The organism is Streptomyces sp. NBC_00461 (assembly GCF_036013935.1).
In the GTDB taxonomy this organism is placed as follows: domain Bacteria; phylum Actinomycetota; class Actinomycetes; order Streptomycetales; family Streptomycetaceae; genus Streptomyces.
The window spans coordinates 152,116-178,273 of the sequence record NZ_CP107902.1 but is presented as its reverse complement, the minus strand read 5'-3'; the positions used below and the strand labels follow the sequence as shown (position 1 = coordinate 178,273).

Sequence of the window (26,158 nt, the reverse complement as noted above, 5' to 3'; positions counted from 1 at the left end):
ACTACCGCCCCGTGGCGGGTCACGGAGGACACGACCGCTTTCCCTTGGGTGGCTGCGCTACAGGAAATGGAGCAGCTACGACACGGACGAAAGCAGGGTTGCTGCGGGCGAGAGCTCTGAACGCACGTAGCCCTTGGGTGGTCAACTTCACAAAGGAGCGCCTCTGCTTCGTACAAGCACAGGCGCTCCTTTGTTACTGGTAAGTCATTTCCGTTCAGGGTGTAGAGCTAGCGTCGCTTTCAAGCCAGATGGCTGAAAAGATTCCGCGATATCCAAAAGCTTTGGCCAGAGTAAATAGATAGCTTGTTCGACTTTGTCGGCTCTGCCTCTGTAACTGACGGGACGCCTGCTACGCTCTTCGTCACTTGTTCGAAGGCGTGCTGTGGAACCTCATGGGGAGTGTGGTTCCACTGATCAAACTTATGCTCGCCTTCGGAAAGGGAAAGTTTTATACTAGGGGGACGTATGCTTTCTAAAATCGTCATTCAGAACTACCGGACGTTTCGTAATTTCAAGCTCGACTTCGACCCCAAGATGAACATCTTGGTTGGCGACAATGACGCTGGTAAGTCGACGATTTTGGAAGCCATCAGTCTTGCACTTACCGGCAGGCTCCGTGGTCGACTCCTAGCCCAGGATCTCTCGCCCTATCTGTTCCATAAAGATGCCGCCGACGAATACATCACTGCCTTGCGAGAAGGGCGGGAAGCAAGGCCACCAGAGATCATCATTGATCTTTTTTTGGACAGTAAGACGGCGCCTGCCGAGCTGTCGGGAACCAATAATCTCTTGAAGGCCAATGAGCCGGGTGTGCGTATCCGCGTTGCGCTTAATCCGGATTACGAGCCTGAGTACAAGGAGTTCATCGCCAACCCTGCTCAGGTCCGCTTGGTTCCGACTGAGTATTATAAGGTTGATTGGCTGGCCTTTTCAGGGAATGGCATCACCTTCCGAAGTATCCCGGCCACAGCCTCACTCATCGATGCTGCGAATATTCATCTTCAAAGTGGCGTCGACTATTACATGAAGCACATCATCGATTCGTACCTTAAGGCGGATGAACGCGTAAAGCTGACGCGTGCGTACCGCAATCTCCGTGAGACGTTCGCGGAGGATGAGGCGATCGTGAAAATCAACGAAGCACTGCGGGGCGCTCCAAGCGACGTGAGTGACCGCGAGCTAACGCTGAACATCGACGTATCGCAGAGAACTAGTTGGGAAAGCGGCATCGTGCCGCATCTGGACGAACTACCATTTCAGTTCGTCGGCAAGGGAGAGCAGAGCACGCTTAAGATTCTGCTTGCCCTGAACAAGAAGGTTGAGGACGCACACGTAGTCCTCGTTGAGGAGCCAGAAAACCACCTGTCGTTCCCGAACTTGGGTAAGTTGGTCAAGAAGATCAGTGACAAGTGCGAGGATAAGCAGGTCTTCATCACCACGCACAGCTCCTACGTATTGAATAAACTTGGACTCGAAAAGCTCGTCTTGCTCTCTTCGGCGGAAGGTATCCGGCTCGACAGCCTCCCCGCCGACACACAGAATTACTTCAGGAAGCTTTCCGGCTACGACACGCTTCGTGTGGTGCTGGCGAAGCGGTCACTCCTCGTTGAAGGGCCGTCTGATGAGCTTGTCGTCCAACGCGCCTACAAGGACGTGCACGGTGCACTGCCCGCCGAAGATGGAGTGGACGTTATCAACGTCCGTGGCCTCTCCTTCAAGCGGTTTCTTGATATTGCGTCGCTACTGACTCAGAACCGCGTCGCTGTCATTACTGACAATGACGGTAAGGACGCTAGTGTCGTAAAGCAGGGGTTCAGCGTCTACGCTGCGTTCACGAACATCTCTATCCATGTGGGCGAGGACGCGAACGTTAAGACGTTGGAACCGCAGCTCTTCAAGGTGAATGACCTGGCGACGATGAACACTGTACTTGGCCAGAGTTTCACAACCGAAGACGACTTGCTCAAGGACATGAAGAACAACAAGACAACCTGCGCTCTGGCAATCTTTGAGAGCGACCAAACCATTAACATGCCGGAGTACATCAGGGATGCAGTCGTCTAATAACCTGGCCGTCATCGCGGCGGCCGGCTCGCGGAAGACCCAGCACATCATCGACTGCGTCGTTGCTGATCCGAGCAAACGCGTGTTGGTGACGACCTATACCAACGAGAACCTGCATCAGATCGTGAACCGGCTGAGTGCGGGCACGGGAGTGCTTCCAGGACACGTCACAGTCATGGGCTGGTTCACGTTCCTTCTCAATGAGTGCGCTCGTCCCTATCAAAGCTTCGTTCTTGGCGAGACTGGCATGATGGGTGGACTCAACTTCGTAGGTCAGCGCTCAAGGTACATCCCCAAGAGTAAGCCTCAGCAGTACTACCTAGACCGTGGCAAGTCTGCCTATCGGGATGGCGTATCGGCATTTTCCTTCGAGGCTAACAGGCTGAGTAAGGGTATGGTCGTCGACCGGCTGTCTCGGATGTACGACCACATCTACATTGACGAAATCCAGGACATGGCGGGGTATGACCTCGAACTCCTGGACCTTCTCATGAAGTCGCCGATTGCCGTCACTGTCGTCGGCGACCCTCGCCAGGCCACCTTCGTGACGAACAACGCGGCTAAGAACAAGCAGTTCAAGGGAAGCGGCATCGTCGACTGGCTCAGTAAGCGTGCTGAGCTATGCCTGGTTGAGAACCGTGTGGAGAGCTATCGGTGCAACCAAGAAATCTGCGATTTTGCGGATGATTTGTACCCCGACCTTGCACGTACAGTTTCTAAGAACACAGAAATCACGGGCCACGACGGAATCTTCGAGATCAAGAAGTCAGACGCTCCGGCGTATGCAGAGCAGTATGCCCCGGTCGTGCTGCGCTACAACAAGAACTCTGACACGTGCGGATTGGAAGCAATGAACATGGGCACCTCGAAGGGCAGCACCTTCGACCGGGTGCTCATCTTTCCCACGGCACCGATGATCAAGTACTGCAAGACGAAGGACGCTAGTCAGGCCGGGGACAGAGCGAAGCTGTATGTCGCGGTGACACGGGCGAAGTACAGCGCAGCGTTCGTCATGCCGTGAGGCTGCCTCCTGTTCACCGCAGAAACCTGATGGAGGCTGTCATACCCGACGACTACCGTTGATCCATGACGGAAGACCAGCGCGCACCGATCGCCAGACGCACGTCGCTTGATCCCTACAGTCCAAGCGCGCCGCATCTGGTCGGCATCGTGGACACCAACGCGCTGTTGAGCAGTATCGAGAACGACTGCCGCAAGGGGTTCCGGTCGCGGCTGCTACGGATGAGCGACGCTGGCACCGCAACTCTCTATGCTGCCGACCACGTCCTTGATGAGACGTACGAGCACCTTCCGAGGATGGCTGAGCGTGGTTTGGTGCCACTCGCCACCCTCCGCGCCCACTTTGAAGCTGAGTACCTACCGGCGCTGCGGTTCGTCACGATGTCAGACGTCGACGGCCCGGACGAACAGGTCTTGGCGATCACCGACACTGACGACGTGCCAACAGGTTGGTTGGCCAAGCTCATTGCGCCATGCGTCGTGTTCTCAGATGACAAGCACCTGAAGAAGCCTGGGTTCGCCCCGAAGGATTGGCAACGAGCGGCGAAGTCCGTCCTCGACATTGCCGATGGTGTGAGGGACCAGGCCGTCACGGTGAACGCAGCCGCGCTTCCGGCCAGGGGTGCAGTGGGATTGGTCAAGCTCCTGGGACGGCAGACCGGCATCTCCCCGTGGGCGATTGGCGCCGTCGTTCTGGGTGGCGGCGCGCTACTCCTCAAGAAGTCCAACAGGAGGAAGGCGGCTGCTTCGTTTGCCGTCAAGGCACTCGAAGTGGTCGGCACCAAGCTGGAAGCGGCAATGGCGAGGGAGCGACGGGGCGTTGAGAAGCTGCGTGAGGTCATCCTCGCTGCACCATCGCGGCCTACGATCCGGCAGCAAGTGGCCATCGTCTTGGCACGGCAGGCCGAACCGCTGCTTGCTGCTGAGGTACACGAGCTGATCTATGCGCACTTTCCCGATGAGCCGGCGGTCGACCTTCAAGCCGTCCGGACCGTGCTGGAGGAAGGAACGGAGTTCGTCCGAGTGCAGCGCTACCGATGGCAGCTCGGGCGCGAGGTTGCTCCGCGGTCGTCTTGAACGAGGCGATCCAGCGTGGGCCGGCCACGACCTGGTGGTCGATCGGCTCCAAGCGGCACCTCCAGAAATGAAGAACCCCGCGACCGTCAGGCAGGTTCTACCGCACTGATTTTCTCGTCGCGTTGCGCCCACAGTCACCACGCTGATAAAAAGTCAGCAACAAAACAGGTTGCTCACATGGAACACGAAGAAGGACTAACCGACGATGGCGCAGCAAACCATTATCCAACTGCTCGATGACCTCGACGGGTCCGAAGCGTCCGAGACGATCGTGTTCGGCCTCGACGGTAAGACGTACGAGATCGACCTGAACGAGAAGAACGCGGCCAAGCTGCGTAAGGCTCTTGAGTCGTACGTCGACAAGGGCAGGAAGACGAGCCAGGCGCGTGGTGGCAAGCGTGGAGGTACAGCGCGGGTTGCCGACAGCGACACTGCACAGATCCGCGCGTGGGCCAAGGAGAACGGCTACGAGGTGAACGACCGTGGCCGTGTCCCGGCGGACATCAAGGAGGCGTACGCGAAGGCCAAGGTCGCGTAACGCCAACTCAGCGAACCCCTGAAATGAGAAACACCCCGCCAGCCTGAACGGGCAGCGGGGTGCTCTCGTTTCAGGGTGCGGGGTGAGGTGTTGGTACGACTACGGGAGGCTTGGCGTGTCTTTCACGATGATCGGGTCCTCCGGGTCGAAGTTCTCCGAAATCTCCTGGACGTAGCCAGTGTCGAAGCGTCCGGTGTCGTCACAGGCGAGAGACACACGCACCCGTACGAGCGTGCCGCCAGGGTTGTAGCCTGAACCGACGATCCAGCCCTCGAAGTACCAGTTCGGTCTGTCGTAGTAGGCAATCCCACGCGAGCCATCATCGCTGTTGTCACAGCGCAGGTATTGCGGGGATGCCATAGTGACGACGACGTGGATGGGCTCCTCCGTCAGGGGTATTTCGAGAGTCTTCGGGTTGCCGTAGGGGCTCTCGAAGAGAGCTTCCTTGAGGGAGAGCAACCCGAACTCGGGCTGGAAGTGATAGGCGATGGTGCCGGGCTTCAAGCCGTAGCTACGGTACTCGGCCTGCCGCCTGAGCTGGTGTTCGTCATTTTCTTCCGACATGAGGTGTGCCTCTTTGGTCAATTCGGGTGGGACACACCACCGGCTTGAAAGAAACAAGCGAGGTGTCACATCCGAAGACAGGGGGCACGATACAATCACCAATTACGGCAATATGTATCTATTTATAACATGAATGGCCATTCTGGTCAATGCTACCCGAGCTTAGCCTTGACATCGAATAGAACGTACCCGGCAGTTTGGCCGACGGTTCCATTCAGCTTCTCATCGCCAAGCAAAGCGGGTCGATGATGTCTTTGCCCTTGACCGGATCGAACCCGATGACCAAGCCGTAGCCGAAGGTGCGGCACCCGCCGTCCCACTTGCCCTCGCGTGCGTTCTGTTCCTTCTGACGGAGGGTGAGTTCTTGGATGACTTCGGCTGTGCCCGCATCCATGGCGTTTTGAATGCGGTCCCACGTGCGGTCTTGCGAGTCCTGGAGGTTGAGTGCTTGTCCGCGTACGTAGTGGTACTGGACTCCGTGGAACCGACCGAGCTTGACCTGCCGCTCGTTCTCTTCCGGCTTACGAGTGAGACGAGATTTGGTGTAGGCGAGCACGATCCGCACGGGGCCAGCTTCCAGTTGACCCAGCATGTCTTCGTAGTCTGCCCGGTGCTCGCTGCTGTTGGTGCTGGCGGAGATGTCGTTGTCTCGGTAGATGCGAACCAACGTCACGCCAAGCCGCACGGCGAGTTTCCTGATGTCTTCTTCCTGGCGCTGAACGCCAAGCTCTTTGCCTTCTCGGTCATCGCTGATGCGCAGATACCCGAAGGCGAGTTGCCCCTCCAATTTGTCGTACATGCGTTCGATTCCTTTTCATGATCCATTGTAATGGATGCACAGGAATTTGACGAGTACGCGACCGGCCACCACGCCCTGCACAACTACCCTGGCGTGGGCGGCAGACCCGTCCCCGACGATGCATGGCAGCGGACCATGCTCAAACACGCCGACAGTGCTATCGGCTGGCTCCCGCTGGCGTGCCTGCTGATCGCCATGGCCGTCGATTACGCGGCCATCCGCCGGGGCCGGCACGCGATGCCGGCAGTGCTGCTCGCCAGCGAGCGCGAAGGCCGCACCGGGCTCGCCGCACTGGGCGGCTTCGCGATGTGGCATCTGCCCCTCACTCTGCTGATCGCAGCACGGTTCGCCCGGCTGCGCAGATCGCTGTGCTACGCCGCCGGACGAGTACCGCCCGAGCACCTGCAGACGCTGTACGCCGCTGTGTCGGATCTCGCGACACGCATCACTGCTTCGGACCGTGAAGGGGCGTGGGACAAGGCTCAGATACGTGCACATCTCAAGTCGGCGGGGGTCAAGAGCCCGTGGCGACGCCGCTGGCCCCTGCTGCTCATACCGCTGATTCTGATGGCCCCGTCGCTCGCGTTCCTCGCGGTGGGGTCGTTCACCGCCACCAAGGGCTTGCAGAAGCAGTTCACCACCGGCCACGGGCCCGCGATCTTGATGTGGTTCGGTGCTGCTGCCCTGGCCTGGACGCTCGTCCAGTTGATCCTGCTCATCCGGGCGTGGGTGGTGAGCCGGCGCCAGCCGATCGCGGAAACCCTCACGCTGATCCGGTTGCGTGTATGGCCCGCGACCGGCGCGCTCATATCCGGCGGATTGCTGTTCTACGCGCACTACCGGCAAGGCCAGCCCCTGGACGGTCACGTCACCGAGCAACCCGTCTCGATGCTCCTGGCGTTCCTGGAAGACCTTGAGTTGTATGCGGGCATCGCGCTGACCATCCTCGCGCTTGCTGCCCTGATCATGCTCTTCCCGCCCGGCGGCCTTGTTCTGGCAGGAGGTGGAGTGCTTGCTGGAGCAGCCGCCACTGAAGCCGCCGTTCAGGCCGGTGCCCTGGGCGTCGCGGGTATCGCACTCATGGGGCAGGGTGCATCGAATGGATCCGGTGAGGACTACAACGCGTGGCCCAGGAGTAAGCGCAAGGGGCGGACCAAGCCCGAGCACCGTGCGGATGTCCGCGGTGACGAAGGTAAGAGCCTCGGAGGCAAGAGCAAGTCTCATACCATCGACAAGCATGTCGACAAGACCACTGACGGCATGCGTAAACGCCTGCGCGAAGACCCGAACCTGAAGTCGGACTCGCGATACGTTGACGTCGATAAGGCCCAACGCTTCACGGACGAGACGCTAACTCAACCTCCAAACCAGCGGAAGATCTCTGAATGGCTAAACAAGGGCGCGAAGCATCCGCTGCGACTGGAAGCGGAGTTTGACGAGCCCACAGGGCTCCACCTCACTCGCTATGACTTCACTCACGGACAACCCACGACATGGGTGAACAAGGTTCGCGTCATCCTGAAAGCCGACCCGTCGGCGAAATCCGGATACCGCGTCCTCACCTCATTCCCCCAGCCCTAGTGCCTTCGGAGCACCTCATGAGCCAGCCGCCCCCTCCCGGACAGCGTTTCTACGAACTCGGCAGCCTGCTGCAAGCCTATGCACAGACAGGCTTCACCTTCTCCGACACCGCGGAGGCCCCTGGTCCCGGCCTGGCCTCGTATCTCAGGATCGCCGCGAGGGACCCTGACCGCGCGGCAACGGCGCTCCGTCAAATTGATGACCTACTTTCCGTCGGGCTCTTCTCCGAAGAGATTGCAGATGAAGTGGAAAACCTGCCGCACATCCGCCCGCCAATGGGGGCGAGCGTGGAGGATTGCCTGCGCATCGTCAGAGGCCATCTCTACCAGCTCCTGCAAGACCCATCCCGCGTCCCTTACGTGAACCCGCAGAACTCGTGGGAATGGAACGAGCGATTCCCTGCATTGAGTCAGCTGCTCGGAGCCTACTTTCATCGGGATTTCTCGTATATCTACGATTCACGCGATGAGGCTCTGGATGAGTACGTCAGCGAAGCCCTACCAGAAGACCGTGCACAGGCAGTGCAGGAGATGGGTGAACTCCTGGCCATGGCGTCCTCGGATCAGGAACTCGACACGGCAACTGAGGCGCTGGGGCTCGACCTTCTGCCGCCGCAAGGGATGTCGCTCCGGCAATGGCTTGAGATGATCTGCCGCAGGGTCGCTTCGGCGTAGCAGCGTGTCCCACCAGCCCCCGTAGCCTGCGCGTTCGAAGACGCACAACGTTCGATGTCATCGCCGCCGCCTTCAACGTCACCCGGCAAGAGTCGGAGGGCCGTTCTCCGTACATGCCTCAGGGCTTCGGCGTAGTCGCGGTTTGAGTGAGTTTCCCGATGTGCGCCGGCGGTGGCCCGGACGCGGGACAAGCACGAGCTTCCAAGATCATGTGAGTGTCGAGTCCAATGATCCCTGCGCAAGTCCGTGCAGCCGCCCATCCCCCTCCGATCCCGCCCGTCGCGGAGCGCGTCACGCCCTGCCCGACGCGTGCCGGGGCGGCGGGCGCTCTGCGACGAGGCGGAGGCGGGGGCAGCACGCGCAGGGCCGCTCCTCCTCATGCCACTGCGTCGAGCCAGCCGTCGCCGGGTGGGGGGACGAAGAAGTATCCGCCTCCGACGGTGAGGGTGTATTTGGCCATGGCTTCGCCCTGCAGCCGGTGCTGGACGGCCTCGAAGCCTTGTGCCAGGTCGCGTTGGAAGCAGGAGAAGATCAGGCCCTGGTCGTCGGTGCTGCGGTGGTAGTTGTAGCCGCGTCGGACCAGGGGCGGTGGGTGGCGGCGGTCGGGGGCTGCTTTGCGTACATGTGCGTCGAGTGGTGTGATCGTGCCGTGCGGGTCGGTGGCGAAGGCGGGCCGTTCATCGCTGGGGGTGCCGTCCAGCCATCGGCCGTCCCTGCGGCGGCCGATGATGCGTTCCTGCTCGTGGATGGTGTCGCGGTCCCAGAAATCGGTGGCGAGCCGGATGATCCGAACCACCTGGTAGCTTCCGCCTACCGTCCAGGCCGGTTCGCCCTGGTCTGCCCTGACGACCGCTCGCTCAGCAATCCCTGCCGAGGTGTCGGGGTTGCCGTAGCCCTCGGTGAAGTGGAACGGATTGCGGGCTAGTCCTCTGCCGTGCTCGGTGTGGTTTTCAGGGCGATGTCCGTCCAGGCGCCAGCGCACGTCCCAGTGCGGCAGGGCCTGCAGTGCTCGTTCGGCCGCGTCCTTCACCGCGCGGGTCGAGGTTCCGGTGATGTGCAACAGGAGGTCGCCGTGCGACTGAGAGGGATCGATTACGTCGCCGGCGAAAGAAGGCATCCTTTTCAGCTGTCGGGGGGCGTCGGAGCTTTGAGGTAGCGCATCTGTACCGAGCGCCAGCCAGGCAGCTGTCTTCCCGCCATCGACGGCTGCTACGGATCGGTGTGCGGCACGGAGTGCGCCGATGCAGCGGGTTTTATCGACTGCCAGATTCAGGGAGATGACCTGCGCATACGGCAGCGGTGCTGTGCCGCGGAGGTGCGCAGGTGCTGGAGTCTCGTGGCCGGGTCCGGCTTTGAGCGCGGCAGCGCCGATGGCACCCAGTCCGCTGATGCCGACGGCGGCGGCCACAGAGGTTTGCAGGATTCTGCGTCTGCTTCTCATCGTCGGTAGCAAGCCCTTCACGGGGGTGGTGGGCGCCAGGGGTGACTGCACCGGGGGGGGAATGCCGTTCAGCCGCGGCGCAGGGCATGTCGGACGACGGCCCGCTCGAACTCCGTGCGGAGGCTGTGGTGGGCTGCGGCCAGCGCTTCTTCGAACGTTGTGAGGCCATCGGGCCAGTAGAGGTCGCGGTAGTGCATCTCGGCCTGGGCTTGGTAGACGGCTGCCTGATCGAGTGCGGACAGAACGGCCCGGCGCAAAGTGTCCGGGTCTGTCATCAGTTGGTCGTCGCAGACGGTGCGTGCCCTCGTCAGTATGGCGTCCTCGATCCCTTGCGTGCCTGCGGTGTTGGCCAGCTCCTCGGGCACGAGTGCTGAGGCCAACTCGCCGAGTCCTGGATGTCGTTGCCGGGGATCACCGGAGCCGTGGTGGATGTCCTGCCTCACCACGGCCTCGACCAGGTGATGCAGCAGGGTGCGGAGTTCGTGCGGCTCCCAGATGCGGTCGCGCATCTCGTAGACCTCGGTGCGCTGCTGCGCGCCCAGCCGACCCCACAGGGTGATCTGACGGTTCAGCGTCAGGTAGGTGGCCATCTGCTGAGCGTGCTGCCGCTGGGTGTGCAGTTCTTCGGGAGTTCGTCGGTCCCACACCTGCAGCCGGAACAGCTCCTCGAGCTCGGCGGTGAACATCAGCTCCGCCCGTGACGTACCGCCCATCTGGGAGTAGCGCTGAAAGTACTCGAAGACCGAGCACGTCGCCGTGATCCACTGGGTGTCGCTGACCGTCAGGTCTTCCTTGGCCTCGATCGCCTGGAGCAGTCCTCCGCGCAAGCGCACCCCGGTGGGCAAGGCTCCGGAAGGAAGGGGCACCACGGTGTTGTCGGTGATGTCGTAATCCCGGCCTCGTGCGTAGCAGTTCGCGGCGGCCACCGCCTGCGTGACGCGTCTTTCCAGCAGGAGGGTTTCCGTACTGGTTGGATCAAGCACACCGAAGGTGTCGTGCAGGTGCTTGCGGCCTTCCGAGGTCAGCCGCACGCTGCCACGATCCGTATCGACGGCGTAGTCCTGTTCCTCCCGCAGGGCGGCTGCCAGCCGGACTGTCTTGCGTAGTGCGGGTACCGGGGATGCGTCGTCTTCCAGCAGCATCAGCGGTTCGATGATCGGTGCGATCAGCACGTGGCCTGGGTCCTTGACCACGGCCGCGGACACCTCCCGGCGGATCCGGTCATACGCTGCCGGGGCCTGCCGGTCATGAAGCAGGTCCAGGCCGAACCTGCGATAGGCCCCCACGGTGACGTCGGCGCCGTAGGCGGCGCGGCGCTCCTCTTCGGCCATGTCTTCTTGCAGGACGCCGACGCTCACACCCAGCGGCCCGTACACCGTTCTGGCCAGCTCGCCCTCTTCCTGCGCCTGGCGTTCATCGGGCGTGATCATGTGGACTCCGCCGTGGGCCAGCGTGTGCAGATACCCGGCCAGGAGCCTGGCCGCGCGCAGACGTTCCTCCCCGGCGACCAGGCCGCCGTGGATCATGGTGCTGTCCGTCAGGCGAACTGCCATCTGCCGGACATCGTCGTCGAACAGCACGCCGCTGACAGTGGCAGCCGATCGGCTGAGCACGTCAAGCGCCGGCCGGGAAAGGGCCTGCAGTGACTGTCCGTCTGCAGCTCGACGCTTCAGCTTGCTGTTCGCCGCACGCGCATCCATTCAAGCCCCCAATTTCGGTATCAACTGCCTGGGAGGTGCCCGGGCAGGTGTATGTCGGGCAGCTTGTCAATGAAACGCGCGAAGGCCTCGGTCGCCTCGCCCGTACGTGTCTTGGGACCTTTCTCATCGATCTCGATCCGGCCCTCGAACCGCCCCTGCCCGACGCGGTTCTCGCCCGGCGGCCGGTACAGCGGGGAGTCCTCGGGGATGGTCCACGTGCCGTCCGGGTTGCGGATCGCCCCTGTGGTGTAGTCCGGGTTGACGGCGGACGGGCCCACGCCGCAACCGGCATTGTGAACGAGAAGAGATGTCGTGCCAGCGAGGACGTAGTAGGTGTGCAGGTCGTCGACGGTGAGGTTGTAGACCGATGCCGGCTGGGTGCGGTGTCGGATCGCGGTGATCTGGACCCAGGTGCCGGTGCTGGTTTGCAGCCATTGTCCGGCTTTCAGGGCGCCGGCGTCGACCCATTGGTGGAGTTGGGGGACCCAGAAGGGGTGGCCGTCGGTGGCGGTGATGGTGTCGGTCCTGGTTCCAGCGAGCCCGTCGGTGTCGAGGGTGATGTCGACGAGTTGTTTGTCCCCGTCTCCCTTGATCAGGGCGGTGACTTTGCGGGGTCCGGTGTCGCCGGTTTCGGGGTCGGTGGCGATGACGGTGTCGCCGACGGCGACGTCCTTGATGGGTTTGCGGGTGCCGTCGGACATCAGCACGGGAGTGTCGCCGGTGAAACTGTTGGGGCGGGCGCAGGAAGCGGCGCGGCTGGCGGCTTTTCCTTCGGCCAGAGCGCCGAGGCCTTCGCCGAGCATGCCGGACAGGCAGCCGATGGCGGCGGATTGGCCGACCTGGCCCCAGTTGACCTTGCGGCCCGACAGACGCTGGGTGAGCCAGTCGAGGCCGCCGTCCATGAGGCCGCCGACGACGCAGGCGGCGATCATGGGGTTGTTGCCGGAGGGGTCGGTGTAGGTGGTGGGGGAGGACAGGGCGTATTGGTAGAGGTTGGTGCTGCCGGCCTGGCCGCTGGGGTCTTGGGAGATGAACTGGCTGGTCTGTGGGTCGTAGTAGCGGTCGCGGTAGTACAGCAGGCCGGTGCCGTCGTTCTCGCGGCCGGTGAAGGTGTAGGGGTTGGTCGAGGCGGTGCCGGATGCGGTGGGCGTGCCGTTCGGGTCGTAGGCGTAGGTGGTGGCGACGGTGCCGTCGGTGTTGGCCAGGCCGACCACGCTGCCCAGAGCGTCGGTCAGGTAGACCTGCGTCGTGCCGCCCTCGCTGCGGGTGAGGTATTCGTCCAGGCCTGAGGTGGCCACGGTGGCCGTGGTCGCCTTCGAACTGTCCTGCTCCACCAGTGGGTTGGAGCCGTCGGTGAGGAATCGGCTGGTGCTGCCGCCGATGGTCTTGGAGACCCGCCCACCGAGCGGGTCGTAGCCGAACGTCGAGGCGGTGCCCTGCTTGGCCAGGCCGGTCAGGTCACCGCGGGCGTTCCACGTGTAGGTGCGTAGACCGTCGTTCTTGAGTTGGCCGTCGTCGTCGTAGGTGAAGGTGCGGCCGTCGTAGCTGGTGATGCGGTTGTCCTTGCCGAACTGGGTGCCGGTCTCGGCGGCGGGCAGGGCCACCTTCGCCAGCGAGCCGGTCAGGCCGGTCTGCAGGGCCCGTCCGTCCCGGGTGTAGGTCAAGTCCCCGATCGTCTTGCTGCCTTGCGCGTACGCGATGGACTTGATGACGCCGGTGGTGTCGTAGCCGGTGGTGCGGGTGATGCCGCCGGGTAGGGAGGCGGTCTTCTCGCGGCCCACGGCGTCCAGGCCGAAGGTGACTTTCTGGCTGCCGGAAGTGACGGAGGTGAGGATGCTCGACTTGTCCCAGCCATAGGTGGTGCTGGTTCCCGCGGCAGTCATCGTGGCGCGCCGGCTGGCATCGTCGTATTCATAGGTGACGTTGCCGGTGGGGCCGGTGACGGAGGACAGCCGGTCATGGACGTCGTAGCCGAACGACTGGGTGCCGGCCTGGCTGTCGGTGATCTGCTTCAGCAGGTCGTTGTCGTAGTAGTCGTACGTGGCGGTGGATTCGGCCTGTCCGACGGCGTTGACCCCGTACTGGGTGGTCTTCAGTCGGCCGAGCAGGTCGTATTCGGCTGTGGCTGCCTGGCCTGATCTGTTGGTGGCCTGCTTCAGGTGACCGGCCGCGTCGTAGGCGAACAGGGCTTGCGCGCCGAGCGGATCGGTGGCCGTCTTGGGCCGGTCGGCGTCGTCGTAGGCCCAGGTGGTGGTGTTGTTGCGGGCGTCGGTCAGGGTGGTGAGGTTGCCGTTGGGGTCGTAGTCGAGGGCGGTGGTGTTGCCCAGCGGGTCGGTGATCTCCCGGGACTGGCTGAGCTTGTCGTAGGAGACGGTGGTCAGCGAGCCCGCTTCGTCCATGAGGGCGGTGACCCGGCCGGCCGCGTCCGTGAACTGACGGCTGGTACGGCCCTCGGAGTCCTTCACAGAGGCCAGGTTGCCGTGGGTGTAGGTGTATTCGGTGACGGCGTTGGCGTTGTCGGTGACCGTTTTGATCTGGCCGTCCGCCTCGAAGCTGAAGGTCGTCTTGCGGCCTTCCGGGTCGGTCGAGGTCTGCAGGTCACCGCCTGCGCCGTAGGTGAAGACCGTGCTGTGGCCCAGCGGGTCGGAGGACGCGCTGGGCTGGTCGTAGGGCCCGTCGAACGTCGTCGTCCCGGTCGAGAGGGCATCGGCCGTGCCGGCCAGCTCGAGCGCGGAGGTGGCGTGCCCGTGAGTGTCGTAGGACAGTTCGGTGCGCCGCCCATAGGGGTCGACGATGGCACTGACGCGGTGGTTGGTGCCCCGCTCGTAGACCGTCTTGCGGGCCAGCGAGGTCCCGTAGGCATCGGTCTCCGCGGCACCGAAGCCGGCAGCGTCAAACTCCACCCGGCGCACCGCGCCGCCCGGCTCGGTCACCTGCGTTGCGGTGACCTGGTTGGTGCTGGTGGTGCTGTAGGCGAAGGAGTACTCCTGCCCCTCGGTCAGCGTCTGGTGCTTGACCCGGTTGTCGGTGTCGTAGTCGTTGGTCATGTAGACGATGCCGCGGGCGTCGGTGGCCGTCTTGATGCGGTTGGAGGTGCCGTCGTAGGTGTACGAACTCGTCTTGCCCGCCGGGTCGGTGACCGTCTTCAGCCGTCCCGCGTCGTCATAGATGTAGGACGTGGTGCGGCCGGTGTTGTCCCGTGCGCCGGTGACGCGGTGCTGACTGTCGTAGGCGAGGGAGATCCAGCGTCCGCCCGGGCTCGTGATGGTGGTGATGTCGCCCTTGGTGCCGTTGGAGCGGGTCAGGCGGATCGTGTTGCCGTGGCGGTCGCGGATCTCCTGCAGGGGCCCGTACCAGGGGAAGAGGTAGTCGCTGCCGTCCCGCAGGCGCAGGTGCCATCCCCCCGACTCCTGCTGGATCTTGGAACCGTCGAGAGCGGTGGGGGTGCCTTCGGGTTCGAAGACGGCGTCGCCGTAGGAGGTGCCGGCCGAGGTACGGACGAAGTGGACCTTCTTCCCGCCCGGCAGATACAAGTCCACCTCGGTGTAGAGGTGTTTGGAATGCAGGTACATGTTGTACGACAGGTCGCGGCCGATGCCGAAGGCCCGGGAGCGGGAATCGCCCTGCCAGTAGCTGCGGGTCACCTCGGCCGAGCCCAGCGGGTCCGCCACGCCCAGGTCGGTGCGGGAGTCGGTGAGCAGGCCGGTCTGCAGGTTGACCGGGTCGCCCGACAGCCAGTCGAAGACGTCGCCGATGGCGGAGATGTCGAAGGGGATCGCATCGGAGACGCTGATCATGGCGCCGGTGAACGCCCAGACCATCGTTTTCTTGTCGGGGACGACCTGCTTGCCGTCGCGGCTGACGGTGCCGTGCCCGTAGGTGTGCCAGCCCTTGCCCGCCGGGTCGTAGGCGAGGAAGTCGACCCGGGCGCCGGGGGCTTCGTCGGTGTAGTTGGGGTAGATGATCTGCGCGCCGTCGGGGAAGACGTAGCTGCCGCCCGGCTGCACCGTGAAGAAGATCGGCACGACGCTGTTCTTCGGCAGTGGGAACGGCGAGCGGTCCACCGGGATCGCGGTGATGCCCAGCTCGGTGACCGTCTTGCCGTGCTCGTCGCGCACCACCGAGCCTTTGGGCAGGCGGACCTCGAGGCCGGGGATGTCGGGCGTGGTCAGCGTGACGTCCGACTTGGCCGGGGCGTCGAAGGTGACGGTGTGCTTGGTGTCCAGCGGGCTCATCCACACGGGGAAGCCCAGATCCGGGCTGTGGCCCGCCACCGGGTGGATGCGGATGTCGTAGCGGCCGTAGGTGCGCTGGGCGGTATTCGCGCTCGCGCCGTCCACGGTCAGGGTCTTGGCTGCCGCGCTGATGCCGGCCAGGACGAAGCGGCCCTGGGTGTCGGTGCGCGTGCTCTTCTTGCCCACGCGGACGGTGACCTGGGCCAGGGGCTTGCCGTCCAGCTTCAGCACGTGGCCGGTCATCGCCGTGCTGCCGGGCGGGGCCCGCAGCCGGGCCGGGGCCTTCGGTGCGGGCTTGCGGTGGGTGAGCCAGTCGCGGCCCTTGAGGTTGGCCGCACCCGGATGCCAGGCATCCGCTCCCTTCGGCACGATGCCCGCGGCCTTCTTCGCCTTCGCCTCCTTGGCCGCGGCCTGCCGCTTGAGGGCCTCGCAGCGGTCGGCGCGGACCTGAAGCCAGTCGGGCCGCGGCACTATAAAGCCCCGGGCCAGCTCCTCCACCAGGCACGCCGTCCGCAGCGAAGGGTGTGGCACCTCGGCGGTGACGGCTTTGGCGGTGGCGGCCGCGGTCGCTGCCTTGAGCGTCAGGTCAACGGTGCCGGTGGCCAGGCTGCTGGGGCTGATCTCCACCCGGTAGGTGCCGGATTCGGCGACGTCTGTCAGCGCGATGGTGCCGGACGCGCCGGCGTACACCAGCCGCCCGCTGACCACTTTGGTGCCCGACGGGGCCACCACCGTCACCGACACGCTCTTGGTGAATGTGTTCGCCGCCAGCTCCAGCGACAGGTCATCTCCCGCCTGCGCGCTGAAGGTGGCACGGATGTCCTGCCCGGGCCGGGTGGCCCTCGCCTTGACCGCGGCGCCACCCACCGTCATCACGCCGGCTTCGGACGGCTTCGACAACGTCAGCGTCACCTTGCCGGTGTCCAGCTTCCGGCCCGTGATCCGCACGGTGTAGGTGCCGGCCGCAGCCAGCGCATCGCTGTCCCAGTCTGCGTCACGGCCCGGCGCCGAGGTGAGGCTGGTGAGGTAACTGCCACCCGGCCCGTGGATCTCGATGACCGCGTAGGACGGGATGGTCGTGCCCGTGGCGCCCAGGCTGACATGGTCCCCGGCCTGCGCGGTGAAGGACGCGACGCCCTCCTGCCCGGGCCGGGCGAGATCCAGGGTCGTCGACGGGGCCGTCGGATCGAGCGTGCCGCCCTGCACGTAGTGCGAGATGGCCACCTTCACGGTGCCGGTGCCGCCGGAGTCGGGATCGCAGCGCAGCGTGTACTGGCCCGCCTGCGTGAGTGAGTCGATGTCCAGCGAGTTGCTGTCGCCGTTCGGGACGGGCAGGTAGTCACCCTGCGTGCCGTCCGGCAGATACACGTAGCAGCGGGTGTAGCTGCTCATCGCCGTGGCGTCGACCCCGACGCTCAACGACTCGCCCTTGGCCGCGGTGAACGCCCAGGCACCGTCCTGCCCCATCCGGGACAGACCGGTCGTCACCGTCGGCCCGTCGAAGGCCACCGCCTCGCCCACCGGCTTGGACAGGAACACGGCCACAGAGCCGGTGTCGGTGCTGCTGCGCGGGTCGATGACAAACTGGTAGGTCCCCGTCTCCGGAAGGTTGAACGCCTCCCAATCGGCCGACGTGCTGGAGAAGTTGCTCGCCCCCAGGGTGGTGCCCTGCGGGGAGACGAGGCTGATGTCAGCGAGGGCGGAGAACGTGGCGCCCTGCAGCCCGAACCCGATGGCATCGCCGCGGTCCGCATCGAACAGGATCCGCGCCTTGTGGCCGGCGGCGACCACCGAGACCTGGGATGGGTCAGTGTCAGTCACCGAGGCGCGCATGGTCGTGTCGAAGAGCGACTCGCTGGCGTCCGCAGTGACGCTGAAGTCGCTGGGGGCCGTTGCCGACCCGTCCGGGGTGGCCAACTCCACACGTCCGGTGCGGGCGTTGGGCGGGACCTCGACCGTCAGGGACGTGCTGGTGCGCTCCTTGACCTCAGCGACGATGCCGTTGAAGCGCACGACGTTGTCGGTCGCGGCCGCCGCGAACCCCGTGCCGGTGAGGACGACTTGGGCGCCGCTCACACCGGAGGCCGGTTCGATCTTCGAGATGGTGGGGCCGGAGGGGGCCACCGTGAACGACTCGGTGGCCTCGACGCTCTTCCCGGACACGGTCACGGCCACCTTCCCGCTGACCGCGGCCGAAGGCACGATCACCACGAGGCGGGTGGCGGAGGCCGACGTGACGGTGGCGGCCTTGCCACCGAAGGTCACGGCATTGCTCGCCGCGGTAGGGGAGAAGCCGGTACCGGCCAGGGTGACCTTCGCACCCGCCTTGGCCCTGACGGGTACCACCGACAGCACCGACAGCGTGCTGGAGGCATATCGGTCGATGCCCAGCCGGTTGCCGGCCTTGTCGTAGCGGTAGCGGGCGGTTTCACCGCCGGGGTCGCTCACGCCGACCAGGCGGCCCACGGCGTCGTAGGCGTAGACAGCGTTGTCGGTGGTGGGCTCAGCGGCGGCGGAGTCCGTATCCGCGGCAGGTTCGGCTTTCTGCTGGGGCAGGCGGGACGGTGCTGCCTGCGGGGACGCGGTGGCCCGGGAAGGATCGGGGTGTGGTGGCATGGCGTCGGCCGACACCGTTCCGGCGGCCAGCGCGAGAACCAGCGCGCCCACTGCCACCAGTCGTCGTCGGCCATGTCTGACTGCACGAAGTAATCCGCCCCGTGACCGCATTGCGCCCTCCCCAGAGCACTTCACAGGGCGCGTAGACCCCGTGAACCCCACCCGCCACGCACGAGCGGTCACACCGTAGACACTGAGGGTCATGTACGCGACAGGTGGGGCGAGATATGGCCGAGACCGGTCTCGTTGCCAGGTGCTACCGGCATGCCCCCTGCAGGGGGTGGCGCGTAGGTGCCGAGCTGCGACAGGCCTGCCGGGGCGGGCAGTGGCGCCGGCAGGTGCTCGGGTGGCGTAGCGGCAAGTTGATGGCTCGAATTCGGTGCGACGCAGGAGCGGGACTGTGCGGGTGGCCGGCACCAACTGCCGCGCGGTCGAACCAGGCGGCGCACGCTCATCGACTTGGCCACCAGTAGTCGTGGCGCCCGTCAGCCAGGATGCTGACCGGGCCCGGACTCCGCTTCACTCTCCGCGAGGGGCGCCAGGCGGCGCAGCGTATGAGCGGTCGCCAACTGCCCTAGAAGCCGTCATCCAGCTGCCCGAGAACCTGTCATGGCACAGAGCGGGGAGGTCTGTTGCGCATGTCTGAGTTGTGCATGCCGAGCTCTCGGAGATTGCCGAGGCGAGGCCTCCGGAGGCGGGCCCAGGGGGTGGGGCAGGTGCCAGACGACCTCGTCGGTCTCCCGGTTGTGATACCAGGCCTCCAGGGTGCCTGTGGTCACCAGCCGGTCGAGAAGCTCTCCGGTCTGCTGCGCAGAGTGCCCGCACAGGCGGGCGAGGACGTCGAGGTCGGTGCTGTGTTCGGCATGGACGGAGCTGTGTGCGGCCAATACCAGGGCAGCCAGCCGCACGGCGGGCGGTGCGGCCGGAAGGGCCAACGGCACAGGGCGCAGAGCCCAGTGGGCGGCGCGACGGCGGGCGCGGCGACCGGGAGCCTGGTCCAGGACCGTGGCGTCGAGCAGCCGTAGCTGCACGGGGACAGCCCTGGCGTCCGGCGCCTCCAGCCAGCCGACGTGGGCCAGTTCCTGCCACAGCTCCCGGTGCCCGCGCAGGTGCATGCCGCGCAACAGCCCCGCCGGCAGCCGGACATGACCGCGGGCATCGGAGCGCAGGGCACACTGCAGGCCCAGCAGCCGGGCGGCAGGCGAGGTGAACCGGGGCAGCGCGACGCCGAGGTAGGTGAGCATCTCCCGCACGCGTACCCGCTCGTCGGCCTCTGGGAGGGGCCCGCCGTGGGCAGGAGGTGACGGGCAGGCGGAGGACCGGGGCCGGACGGAGCTGATCAGCGTGTCCGGCACCACGGCGGTGTGGCTGGTCGCCGCCGCGCAGGCCGCGCACGCGTCGGCCAGCCGCCAGGTGCGGCCGCTGAGGTCGCGGGTCAGGGCCAGCAGTACACGCCCGGCGCAGCCGCGATGACGCGGATGCCAGACGCAGCCCCGCAGCCGGCACTGGCAGCTGCGCAGGGTGCGCCGACAGCGCGTCCGCGCGGACATGGCAGGCCAGATGGGCCAGGGCGGCCGACCGTGCGGAGGATGCCTGCAGCGGGAAAGTGCGGGCAGTGCACGAGGGGCAGACCAGTGTGGGGCCGCCCGCCTGCGGGCGCAGTTCCACTGTCCAGATGCGCCGCACTGCGGCATGTGCGCCACCGAGCCTCATGGGCTGACCGTCCTCCCGTCTGTCGGCGCCGTGGCGGGGGTTCACCGTGACAGGCCCCCGAGACGAACGCACCGTAGTGCAGATTCCCGCACCGCGGATTTCGCCAGTCCTCCGCCCCCGACGAAAGTGCAGAAACCCGCACTGACAGGGCAGGGGTCTGCACCGTCGGATAGTTGGGTGACGATCTTGCCGCCCGACCCCGACCTCACTGCGCTGCGCGTCGTGCTCGCGCGCCTGCGGGCCGAACGCGGCTGGACCTTCGACGAACTCGCCGACCGCAGCGGCCTTGCCCGGCGCACCCTCATCGACCTCGAACACGGCCGCACCACCGGCAGTGTCACCACCTGGCACACCCTCGCCCACACCTTCGATGTGCCCATCGAGCGCTTTCTGGGCGCCCTGTGCGACGACCACGCGCGCGGCGGCGGGCCGCGCGCGACGCCGACGGCGGCCTACCCGGCCGCCGTGGTGCGCTTCTTCTTCGACTTCGGCTTGGACGGTGACGGCCGCTCCTCGCCGGTCGCGCCGTTGTTCATCCGTGCACTGGCTTCCAGCACCTGGTCGATGATGCGGCGGCGCATCTCGCTCTCGGGATCCTCGCCCAGGTCTTGGGCCAGGCGCTCCGCGGTCAGGTAGTAGCCAGTCAGGACCGGCTGCTCGAAGTAGCGGTTGAGCTGGCTCAGGGTCTGCCCGTACATCTGCAGGTAGGTGCGGTTGAGGAAGGCGGAGAGCGCCGCAGCGACGCCCGCGATGGCGGCGACGAAGACCTTGGTCTGCCCGTTGGCGAAGTACAGGCCGGCGGCAAAACAGCCCACGATCACCAACAGGCCCAACGCCATCGCCCGTTGCGAGGACCGGAAGGACCGGTCGGCCTGGTCGGTGGCGATGCGGTGGTATTCGTCGATCTGGGACTGGTTGAGTTCCAGGAGCGTGGCCAGAGGCGTGACGGTCTTGAGGTCCGCGAGCTTCTGCGCGTCAATCTCCTTCTGCCGTTCGGCCGCCTCTTCAGCCGCCTGGACCTGGAGATCCTCCCGGCGGATCTGTTTGACCAGCAGGTGGATCGCGACGCCTGCGACCGAGGTCACTGCGACGCCTATCAGGATCCACAGCCATAGCGGCACCGCGCCCACGCTGTTGCCGATGCCCACGAGCACAACAGCCAAGACGATCACCAACGGGATGGCAGACGGCTGGGAGCCTGATCGACGGTAGTGGCCAGCGCGGGTTGGGCGTGCGCTCGACAAAGAACCCCCTGGACTTCTCCGTACGGCGCCACGGCCGCGCAATGATCAGTTCAACCGGCTGAGTGTGGCAGCCAGCCATCTCCCTGCCCAGCATCTGACCAGCCAACTGCGGCCGCACAGAGCCGAACCGCTACAGCCGGCGGGCGCACAGGCGACCGCTGGGCACGCGGACGTCGACCGCCAGGTGCTCGAGGAACAGCCCTATCCGCTTCGCCGCGAAGCCTGCCCGGCGCGGCTGCAGCCGGACGCCGTCCTCGGTCCGCCACAGCACGGTCCGGTGGCCATCCTTCTCCAGACTGCGGGGTGTCTCAGAGACATCAGGCGTGTGCGGCGGACCGGATCCGCTGTCAGGAGGCGACGCGCAGGTGCCTGCGGGTGGAGGGGGCGAGGAGCCGCGCCGCCAGGTCGACGGGGCGCGGCTGCGGAACGTCCAGTGGCAGGCCATCTGCTTCCTCGAACGCGGCACGGTCGTCGACTCCACCTGGCTGCACGCTTCGGCCGAGTTCCTCGCCGCGATCGAGGACGCAGGCGACTGTGGAGACCTCGACGGCTCCGGCGTCGACTGAGCCGAGATGGCCGCCGCCGTGCGCACCTGGAACCGCACCCAGGCCATCGCTGTGCTGCAGGCCGTCCGCCGCGCGACCGTCGAGGCTACCGCCTACCGATCGTCAGGCTCGCGGCGGTCGCGGTCGTTGAGACTCGCACCCCAGGGGCCGCCTGCGGTGGCACGGGTCGCGCCGACCGGACTCATGGAGCGCCAATCTGACGGTGCAACGGAAATCCTGGAGGTGGCCTGCGGCCCACCAGCGCGGGCTCTGTACCGTCCGCGTTCGTCGGTGAGTCGCCGCTGTCCACCGGGCGGAATAGACTGGTGACACCTGCCTCGGCGCAGCCCGAGGCCCTGGTCGAGTCCGCGGGACACGTCGTGCGCAGCCGAAGGCCGACTGCCCCGGCCACCTGCCGCGCCCTGCCCTGCTCCGACTGGGAACGCTGGCTCGGGACTCCCCTGGATGCGCCGTCGTCCTGCATCAGGAGCAATCATGACGAACGACAGCGGTAACGGCGAACGCGAACTGCGACAGAACCCCGACGGTGAGGGCCCGGACGGCCCCCGCGAGGACGACGAGGTGACCGCACGCCGCGAATGGTTCCAAGCCAGTCGGTCCGACGCGCAGGGCCGGCTCTTGACTCGCGTGTTCGCCGAAGCGGCGGCACGGCGCCGCCGCCTTGAGCGCCGCCTTGAGCAGTGGACGATCGGAGAACCTCCCGTCGCGCCCGGCGGGCCCGGCAGCGTGAACTGGACGCCCCTGGGTCCGTCCGTGATCGGCTACGGGCAGGCCACGGACAGACCCCCGGTCTCCGGACGGATCAGAGCCGTGGTGGCCGGACCGAACAGCTCCCGTGTCTACGCGGGTGCCGCGAATGGCGGGGTGTGGTTCTCGGCGGATGCCGGCGCGACCTGGGTGCCGTTGGACGACTACGCCACCTCGCCCACGGTGTTCGGCGGTGCGGAGGCCGACTCGCTGAGCGTAGGTGCGCTGCAGGTGCGTTTCGGGGCGTCCGCGGCCACGGACGAGGTCTACGTCGGCACCGGTGAGACCAGTGGTGGCGACGCCTACTTCGGGATTGGGATCAAGCACTCGACGGCGGGAGGTGCGCCGGGAACGTGGACGCTGGAGGCGACGAACCTGGCCGGACAGGCGGTCTTCAACATCGTGATCGACCCGGACGACCCGACACGCGTCCTCGCGGCGACGACCGCCGGGATCTACCGCCGTCCCACCTCGGGCAGCAAGGCGACCTGGGCACAGGTGACCAGTCCGGCGTTCACGACAGCAACCAGTGCCGCCTGCTCCCTCATTGTCGCGGGCGCCGGGACGACGAAGCGGTACTACACCGCGTTCGACGGAGACGGGGTCTATGCGAGCACCGACACGGTGACGTGGAGCGCCCTGACCGGCATCGGCGGAGCCGGCCGCACCGTCCTCGCGGCCGGTGAGAGCGACCCGACCGCCGTCTACGCGGTGCGCGAGGACGGTTCGCTCTACCGGCTGGTCAAGAAGGCGTTCCAGACCGTCGCCGGCTTGCCCGGCACCGTGCTCTTCGGCGGTGGGCAGGGCTATTACGACAGCGTGCTGGCTGTCGACCCGGCGGACGCCAACCGCATCTACCTGGGCGGCGACCGCACCTCGGACGGCAGCAATTGGTCACTGTCGTTCTGGCGCGGCGACGTCACCGGCGGGCCAGGTACCTGGACGTTCCCGTTCAAGGCAGCCAACACGGCGAACCCGTCGGCCGACCCGACCTGGATCGGTCGCAACATCCACTCCGACGCGCACGCGTTCTGCTTCGGCCTGAACGCCGCCGGTACCGCGCACGATCCGGCCAGTGTCTGGATCGGCACCGACGGCGGCCTCTGGCACTCGTCGACGAGCGGAACCATCGGCACGTACCGCCCGTGCAACACCGGGCTCGCGATCACCGAGCCCACCTTCCTCGCCCAGCGGGGCGACACCGACGCGGTCGTCTTCGCCGGCACCCAGGACAACGGCCTGGTCCGATACCTGGGTGAGGAGGCGTGGACCGAGCGGTTCCAGGGCGACTCCGGCGGTGTGGCCGTCGACCCGAGCAATCCCTACCAGGTGATGGGGCAGTACATGCACACCATGCTCTATCGCAGCACGGACGGCGGCGCGAGCATCAACTGGATCCCCTTCCCGCCCGTCACCGCGAACACCACCGCACAGAACGACGCCAGCACGACCGAGTACGGGGCCGCCGGATTCTACGCGCCGATCGCCACGTCCCCGGCGGGCTCCGCCCCTACGCTCGCGGCCTACGGCACCAACCGCCTCTGGCTGACCGCGGACTGGGGCACCACCTGGATCACCCTGCCGACCGGGACGAACCCGTACACGCCCAGCACCCCGAACGCCGCCCAGGACGTCATCGACGGCAATCCCGTCACTGCGGTCGCGTTCGCCTCGGCGACCAGCGTCTACGCCGCGACATACTCGACGATCTGGCGCTACGACCTGGCGGGCGGCGTCTGGTCGCACACGGTCCTGCCCACCAGCGGGCTACCCGGCTTCCGCTACATCACGGACATCAGCGTGGCCGACGCCGCCACCGGCGCGCTGTACATCACCCTGGGCGGAGCCGCCAGCGCCCACTGCTGGTACTTCGACGGGACCGCCTGGCACGCAGCCATGCCGACCACTGTCGTCGACGTGCCGAGCCATGCCGTGGTGGTGGACCCGGACCACCCGCTGACGGTGTACGTCGGCACCGATGTCGGCTGCTGGCGCGGCCAACGGGCTGGCACCACCTGGTCCTGGACGCTGTTCTCCCCAGGCCTGCCCGAAGCGGCCATCAGCGATCTAGCGATCCACCGGCCCTCTCGACTGCTGCGGGCGGCCACCCACGGCCGCGGCCTGTGGGAGATCCAGCTCGACGCGACGACCGGCACCGATCCGGACCTGTACCTGCGCGCCAACTCCACCGACACCGGTCACCTCGTCGGCAGCAGCCGTCCGGCCCTGGTCGCCTCCGGGGCTCCCGACCCGACGGCCCCCGGGTTCACCTCCTACATGTGGATGAGTCCGGACATCAAGGTCCGGCGTCCGTCGCTGCCGGGATTGCCCGCGCTGGGCTCGTCGGCCGACCACCTGGACTTCGCGATCAACATCGGTGACTACGCCGACAGCACGACGGACATCGAGACCGCCGACAGTTCGGGCAAAAATCGCATCTTCGTCGAGGTGCACAACCGCTCACTGACGCCGGTCGCGGGCCCGCAGGTGAGCGTGTTGCTCCTGCTCACCGACGCCTCGGCAGCGCTCGCCGCGCTGCCCGCGGGCTACGCGGCCCGGATCAACAGCGGCGACACGAGCAACTGGTTGGCGGGTACCGGCTGGCAGTTCGCCGACCCGATAGTCCCCTACCGGCCCCTCAACAGCACCCTTGACGTCCGCACCCCGCAGGTCGTCGAGTTCGACGTCGACCTGTCCACCCTGGCGCTGCCCATCGGACACGACCATGTCTGCGCGGCGGCGTTCGTCACCACAGGCACCGACAAAGTCACGGCCACCGCAACGGACATCGGTTCCGCGGTGATGCAGGACAAGCACATCGCGTGGCGCAACCTGCACCTGGTCACCGCCGGTGCCCGTCCCGTGCCTCCGAAGGGAGAGCGCTTCGAGCACGATCCCGCGACGTTCCTGCTCGACTTCCACAACCCCGCGAGGGAGGCGACAACCGTCGACCTCGTCTTCGACCGGTCCCAGTTCCCAGGGCCGCTGTCGCTGATGCTGCCGAAGCTGTCTCTGGAGAACCCGGAGCGAGCGTACGAAGGCTTCACGGTCGAGCGCCACGGCCCGCACGACGGTGTCGTCAAGAAGCTGTTCGGCAGGTGGCTCGCGCAAGCGGGCGAATTCATCGAGGAGTTCGGCGAACACTTCGAGTCGGCCGCCCCACCAGCCGAACGCGACGGGAACGAGGACCAGGCCCGCCGGCACCGTCGGCTCAGCAGGCTCGTCAAGCTCGACCCGACCCGCATCTACGCCGCCAGCGATGCACCGGTCTCACAGATCCACGGCGTCCGCATCCCCGCCGGGGGAACGGTGACAGCCGCCATCACGATCCAGGGCCCGCCGGACTCCCGCCCCGGCGACCGCTACGGTCTCGACGTGCTGCAACGCCTCAGCCACGACGGCCGGCTCCTCGGCGGTTCGTCCTATGTGATCGCGGTGACCACCCCCGCCGAGCGGCCGAAGCACCGCGCAACGCCCGCGAGAACGGCCGCGACAACGCCCGCGTCGTAGTCCCGCACGCCCTGACCCCGGCCCTGATCGCTCACCTCGCGGTCAGCGGGACGCTGACGAACTGCCCGT

General features: G+C 66.0%; 16 protein-coding genes and 1 pseudogene. 9 read left to right on the top strand and 8 right to left on the bottom strand.

Annotated features, from left to right (window positions below):
- Window positions 1-465: 465 nt before the first annotated feature.
- The 4 genes from OG870_RS00800 (at window position 466) to OG870_RS00785 (ending at window position 4,699) form a co-directional block, all read left to right on the top strand.
- Window positions 466-2,064, top strand: a complete 1,599-nt coding sequence (locus OG870_RS00800) for an ATP-dependent nuclease (protein WP_327690533.1) — start codon at window positions 466-468, stop codon at window positions 2,062-2,064.
- The gene (locus tag OG870_RS00795) at window positions 2,051-3,085 is read left to right on the top strand and encodes a UvrD-helicase domain-containing protein (protein ID WP_266593170.1); all 1,035 of its coding nucleotides are present in this window, start codon (window positions 2,051-2,053) and stop codon (window positions 3,083-3,085) included. The genes OG870_RS00800 and OG870_RS00795 overlap by 14 nt, the downstream gene beginning before the upstream one ends.
- A gap of 65 nt (window positions 3,086-3,150) precedes the next feature.
- A complete protein-coding gene (locus tag OG870_RS00790) occupies window positions 3,151-4,161 on the top strand; it encodes a hypothetical protein (RefSeq protein WP_266845084.1) in 1,011 nt (336 codons plus the stop codon).
- 205 nt (window positions 4,162-4,366) lie between these two features.
- Complete coding sequence (locus OG870_RS00785) at window positions 4,367-4,699, top strand: histone-like nucleoid-structuring protein Lsr2 (protein WP_266593174.1); 333 nt, start codon at window positions 4,367-4,369, stop codon at window positions 4,697-4,699.
- A 99-nt stretch (window positions 4,700-4,798) separates the two neighbouring features.
- Here the strand turns inward: OG870_RS00785 and OG870_RS00780 are convergent, their stop codons facing one another.
- Window positions 4,799-5,263 (bottom strand): hypothetical protein, encoded by a 465-nt coding sequence (locus OG870_RS00780; RefSeq protein ID WP_266593176.1) that lies wholly within the window; start codon window positions 5,261-5,263, stop codon window positions 4,799-4,801.
- A gap of 214 nt (window positions 5,264-5,477) precedes the next feature.
- The gene (locus tag OG870_RS00775) at window positions 5,478-6,062 is read right to left on the bottom strand and encodes a recombinase family protein (RefSeq protein WP_266593178.1); all 585 of its coding nucleotides are present in this window, start codon (window positions 6,060-6,062) and stop codon (window positions 5,478-5,480) included.
- Between the two features lie 30 nt (window positions 6,063-6,092).
- Here OG870_RS00775 and OG870_RS00770 point away from each other — a divergent pair, with 30 nt between their 5' ends.
- A complete protein-coding gene (locus OG870_RS00770; RefSeq protein ID WP_266593180.1) occupies window positions 6,093-7,643 on the top strand; it encodes an RNase A-like domain-containing protein in 1,551 nt (516 codons plus the stop codon).
- Between the two features lie 17 nt (window positions 7,644-7,660).
- A complete protein-coding gene (locus tag OG870_RS00765) occupies window positions 7,661-8,317 on the top strand; it encodes a contact-dependent growth inhibition system immunity protein (RefSeq protein WP_266593182.1) in 657 nt (218 codons plus the stop codon).
- A 376-nt stretch (window positions 8,318-8,693) separates the two neighbouring features.
- On the opposite strand, the gene OG870_RS00760 is transcribed toward OG870_RS00765, so the two are convergent.
- The 4 genes from OG870_RS00760 to OG870_RS00745 form a co-directional block, all read right to left on the bottom strand.
- Complete coding sequence (locus tag OG870_RS00760) at window positions 8,694-9,725, bottom strand: Dyp-type peroxidase (protein ID WP_266593184.1); 1,032 nt, start codon at window positions 9,723-9,725, stop codon at window positions 8,694-8,696.
- A gap of 101 nt (window positions 9,726-9,826) precedes the next feature.
- Complete coding sequence (locus OG870_RS00755) at window positions 9,827-11,458, bottom strand: hypothetical protein (RefSeq protein ID WP_266593186.1); 1,632 nt, start codon at window positions 11,456-11,458, stop codon at window positions 9,827-9,829.
- 20 nt (window positions 11,459-11,478) lie between these two features.
- Window positions 11,479-18,360, bottom strand: a complete 6,882-nt coding sequence (locus tag OG870_RS00750) for a polymorphic toxin-type HINT domain-containing protein (RefSeq protein ID WP_266593188.1) — start codon at window positions 18,358-18,360, stop codon at window positions 11,479-11,481.
- Between the two features lie 533 nt (window positions 18,361-18,893).
- Window positions 18,894-19,859, bottom strand: coding sequence for a hypothetical protein (locus tag OG870_RS00745; protein WP_266593190.1), 966 nt, complete (start codon window positions 19,857-19,859; stop codon window positions 18,894-18,896).
- A gap of 340 nt (window positions 19,860-20,199) precedes the next feature.
- Here OG870_RS00745 and OG870_RS00740 point away from each other — a divergent pair.
- Window positions 20,200-20,448 (top strand): annotated as a pseudogene (locus tag OG870_RS00740) (helix-turn-helix transcriptional regulator); the annotation flags it as partial.
- Window positions 20,449-20,474: 26 nt separating this feature from the next.
- Here OG870_RS00740 and OG870_RS00735 read toward each other — a convergent pair.
- Window positions 20,475-21,176: a TRADD-N-associated membrane domain-containing protein gene (locus OG870_RS00735; protein WP_323179507.1), complete on the bottom strand. Its 702-nt coding sequence runs from the start codon at window positions 21,174-21,176 to the stop codon at window positions 20,475-20,477.
- 220 nt (window positions 21,177-21,396) lie between these two features.
- Entirely contained in the window at window positions 21,397-21,537 is a 141-nt protein-coding gene (locus OG870_RS00730; protein ID WP_266593194.1) for a hypothetical protein, read from the bottom strand.
- A 94-nt stretch (window positions 21,538-21,631) separates the two neighbouring features.
- On the opposite strand from OG870_RS00730, the gene OG870_RS00725 reads away from it, so the two are divergent.
- Window positions 21,632-21,832, top strand: coding sequence for a hypothetical protein (locus OG870_RS00725; RefSeq protein ID WP_266593196.1), 201 nt, complete (start codon window positions 21,632-21,634; stop codon window positions 21,830-21,832).
- A 474-nt stretch (window positions 21,833-22,306) separates the two neighbouring features.
- Window positions 22,307-26,089, top strand: a complete 3,783-nt coding sequence (locus tag OG870_RS00720) for a hypothetical protein (RefSeq protein ID WP_266593198.1) — start codon at window positions 22,307-22,309, stop codon at window positions 26,087-26,089.
- Window positions 26,090-26,158 lie beyond the last annotated feature (69 nt).

What these genes read in the sequence shown, in the direction of transcription:
- OG870_RS00800 (WP_327690533.1), top strand. Translation starts at nt 466, where the DNA reads ATGCTTTCTAAAATCGTCATTCAGAACTACCGGACGTTTCGTAATTTC.
- OG870_RS00795 (WP_266593170.1), top strand. Translation starts at nt 2,051, where the DNA reads ATGCAGTCGTCTAATAACCTGGCCGTCATCGCGGCGGCCGGCTCGCGG.
- OG870_RS00790 (WP_266845084.1), top strand. Translation starts at nt 3,151, where the DNA reads ATGACGGAAGACCAGCGCGCACCGATCGCCAGACGCACGTCGCTTGAT.
- OG870_RS00785 (WP_266593174.1), top strand. Translation starts at nt 4,367, where the DNA reads ATGGCGCAGCAAACCATTATCCAACTGCTCGATGACCTCGACGGGTCC.
- OG870_RS00780 (WP_266593176.1), bottom strand. Translation starts at nt 5,263, where the DNA reads ATGTCGGAAGAAAATGACGAACACCAGCTCAGGCGGCAGGCCGAGTAC.
- OG870_RS00775 (WP_266593178.1), bottom strand. Translation starts at nt 6,062, where the DNA reads ATGTACGACAAATTGGAGGGGCAACTCGCCTTCGGGTATCTGCGCATC.
- OG870_RS00770 (WP_266593180.1), top strand. Translation starts at nt 6,093, where the DNA reads ATGGATGCACAGGAATTTGACGAGTACGCGACCGGCCACCACGCCCTG.
- OG870_RS00765 (WP_266593182.1), top strand. Translation starts at nt 7,661, where the DNA reads ATGAGCCAGCCGCCCCCTCCCGGACAGCGTTTCTACGAACTCGGCAGC.
- OG870_RS00755 (WP_266593186.1), bottom strand. Translation starts at nt 11,458, where the DNA reads ATGGATGCGCGTGCGGCGAACAGCAAGCTGAAGCGTCGAGCTGCAGAC.
- OG870_RS00745 (WP_266593190.1), bottom strand. Translation starts at nt 19,859, where the DNA reads ATGTCCGCGCGGACGCGCTGTCGGCGCACCCTGCGCAGCTGCCAGTGC.
- OG870_RS00720 (WP_266593198.1), top strand. Translation starts at nt 22,307, where the DNA reads ATGACGAACGACAGCGGTAACGGCGAACGCGAACTGCGACAGAACCCC.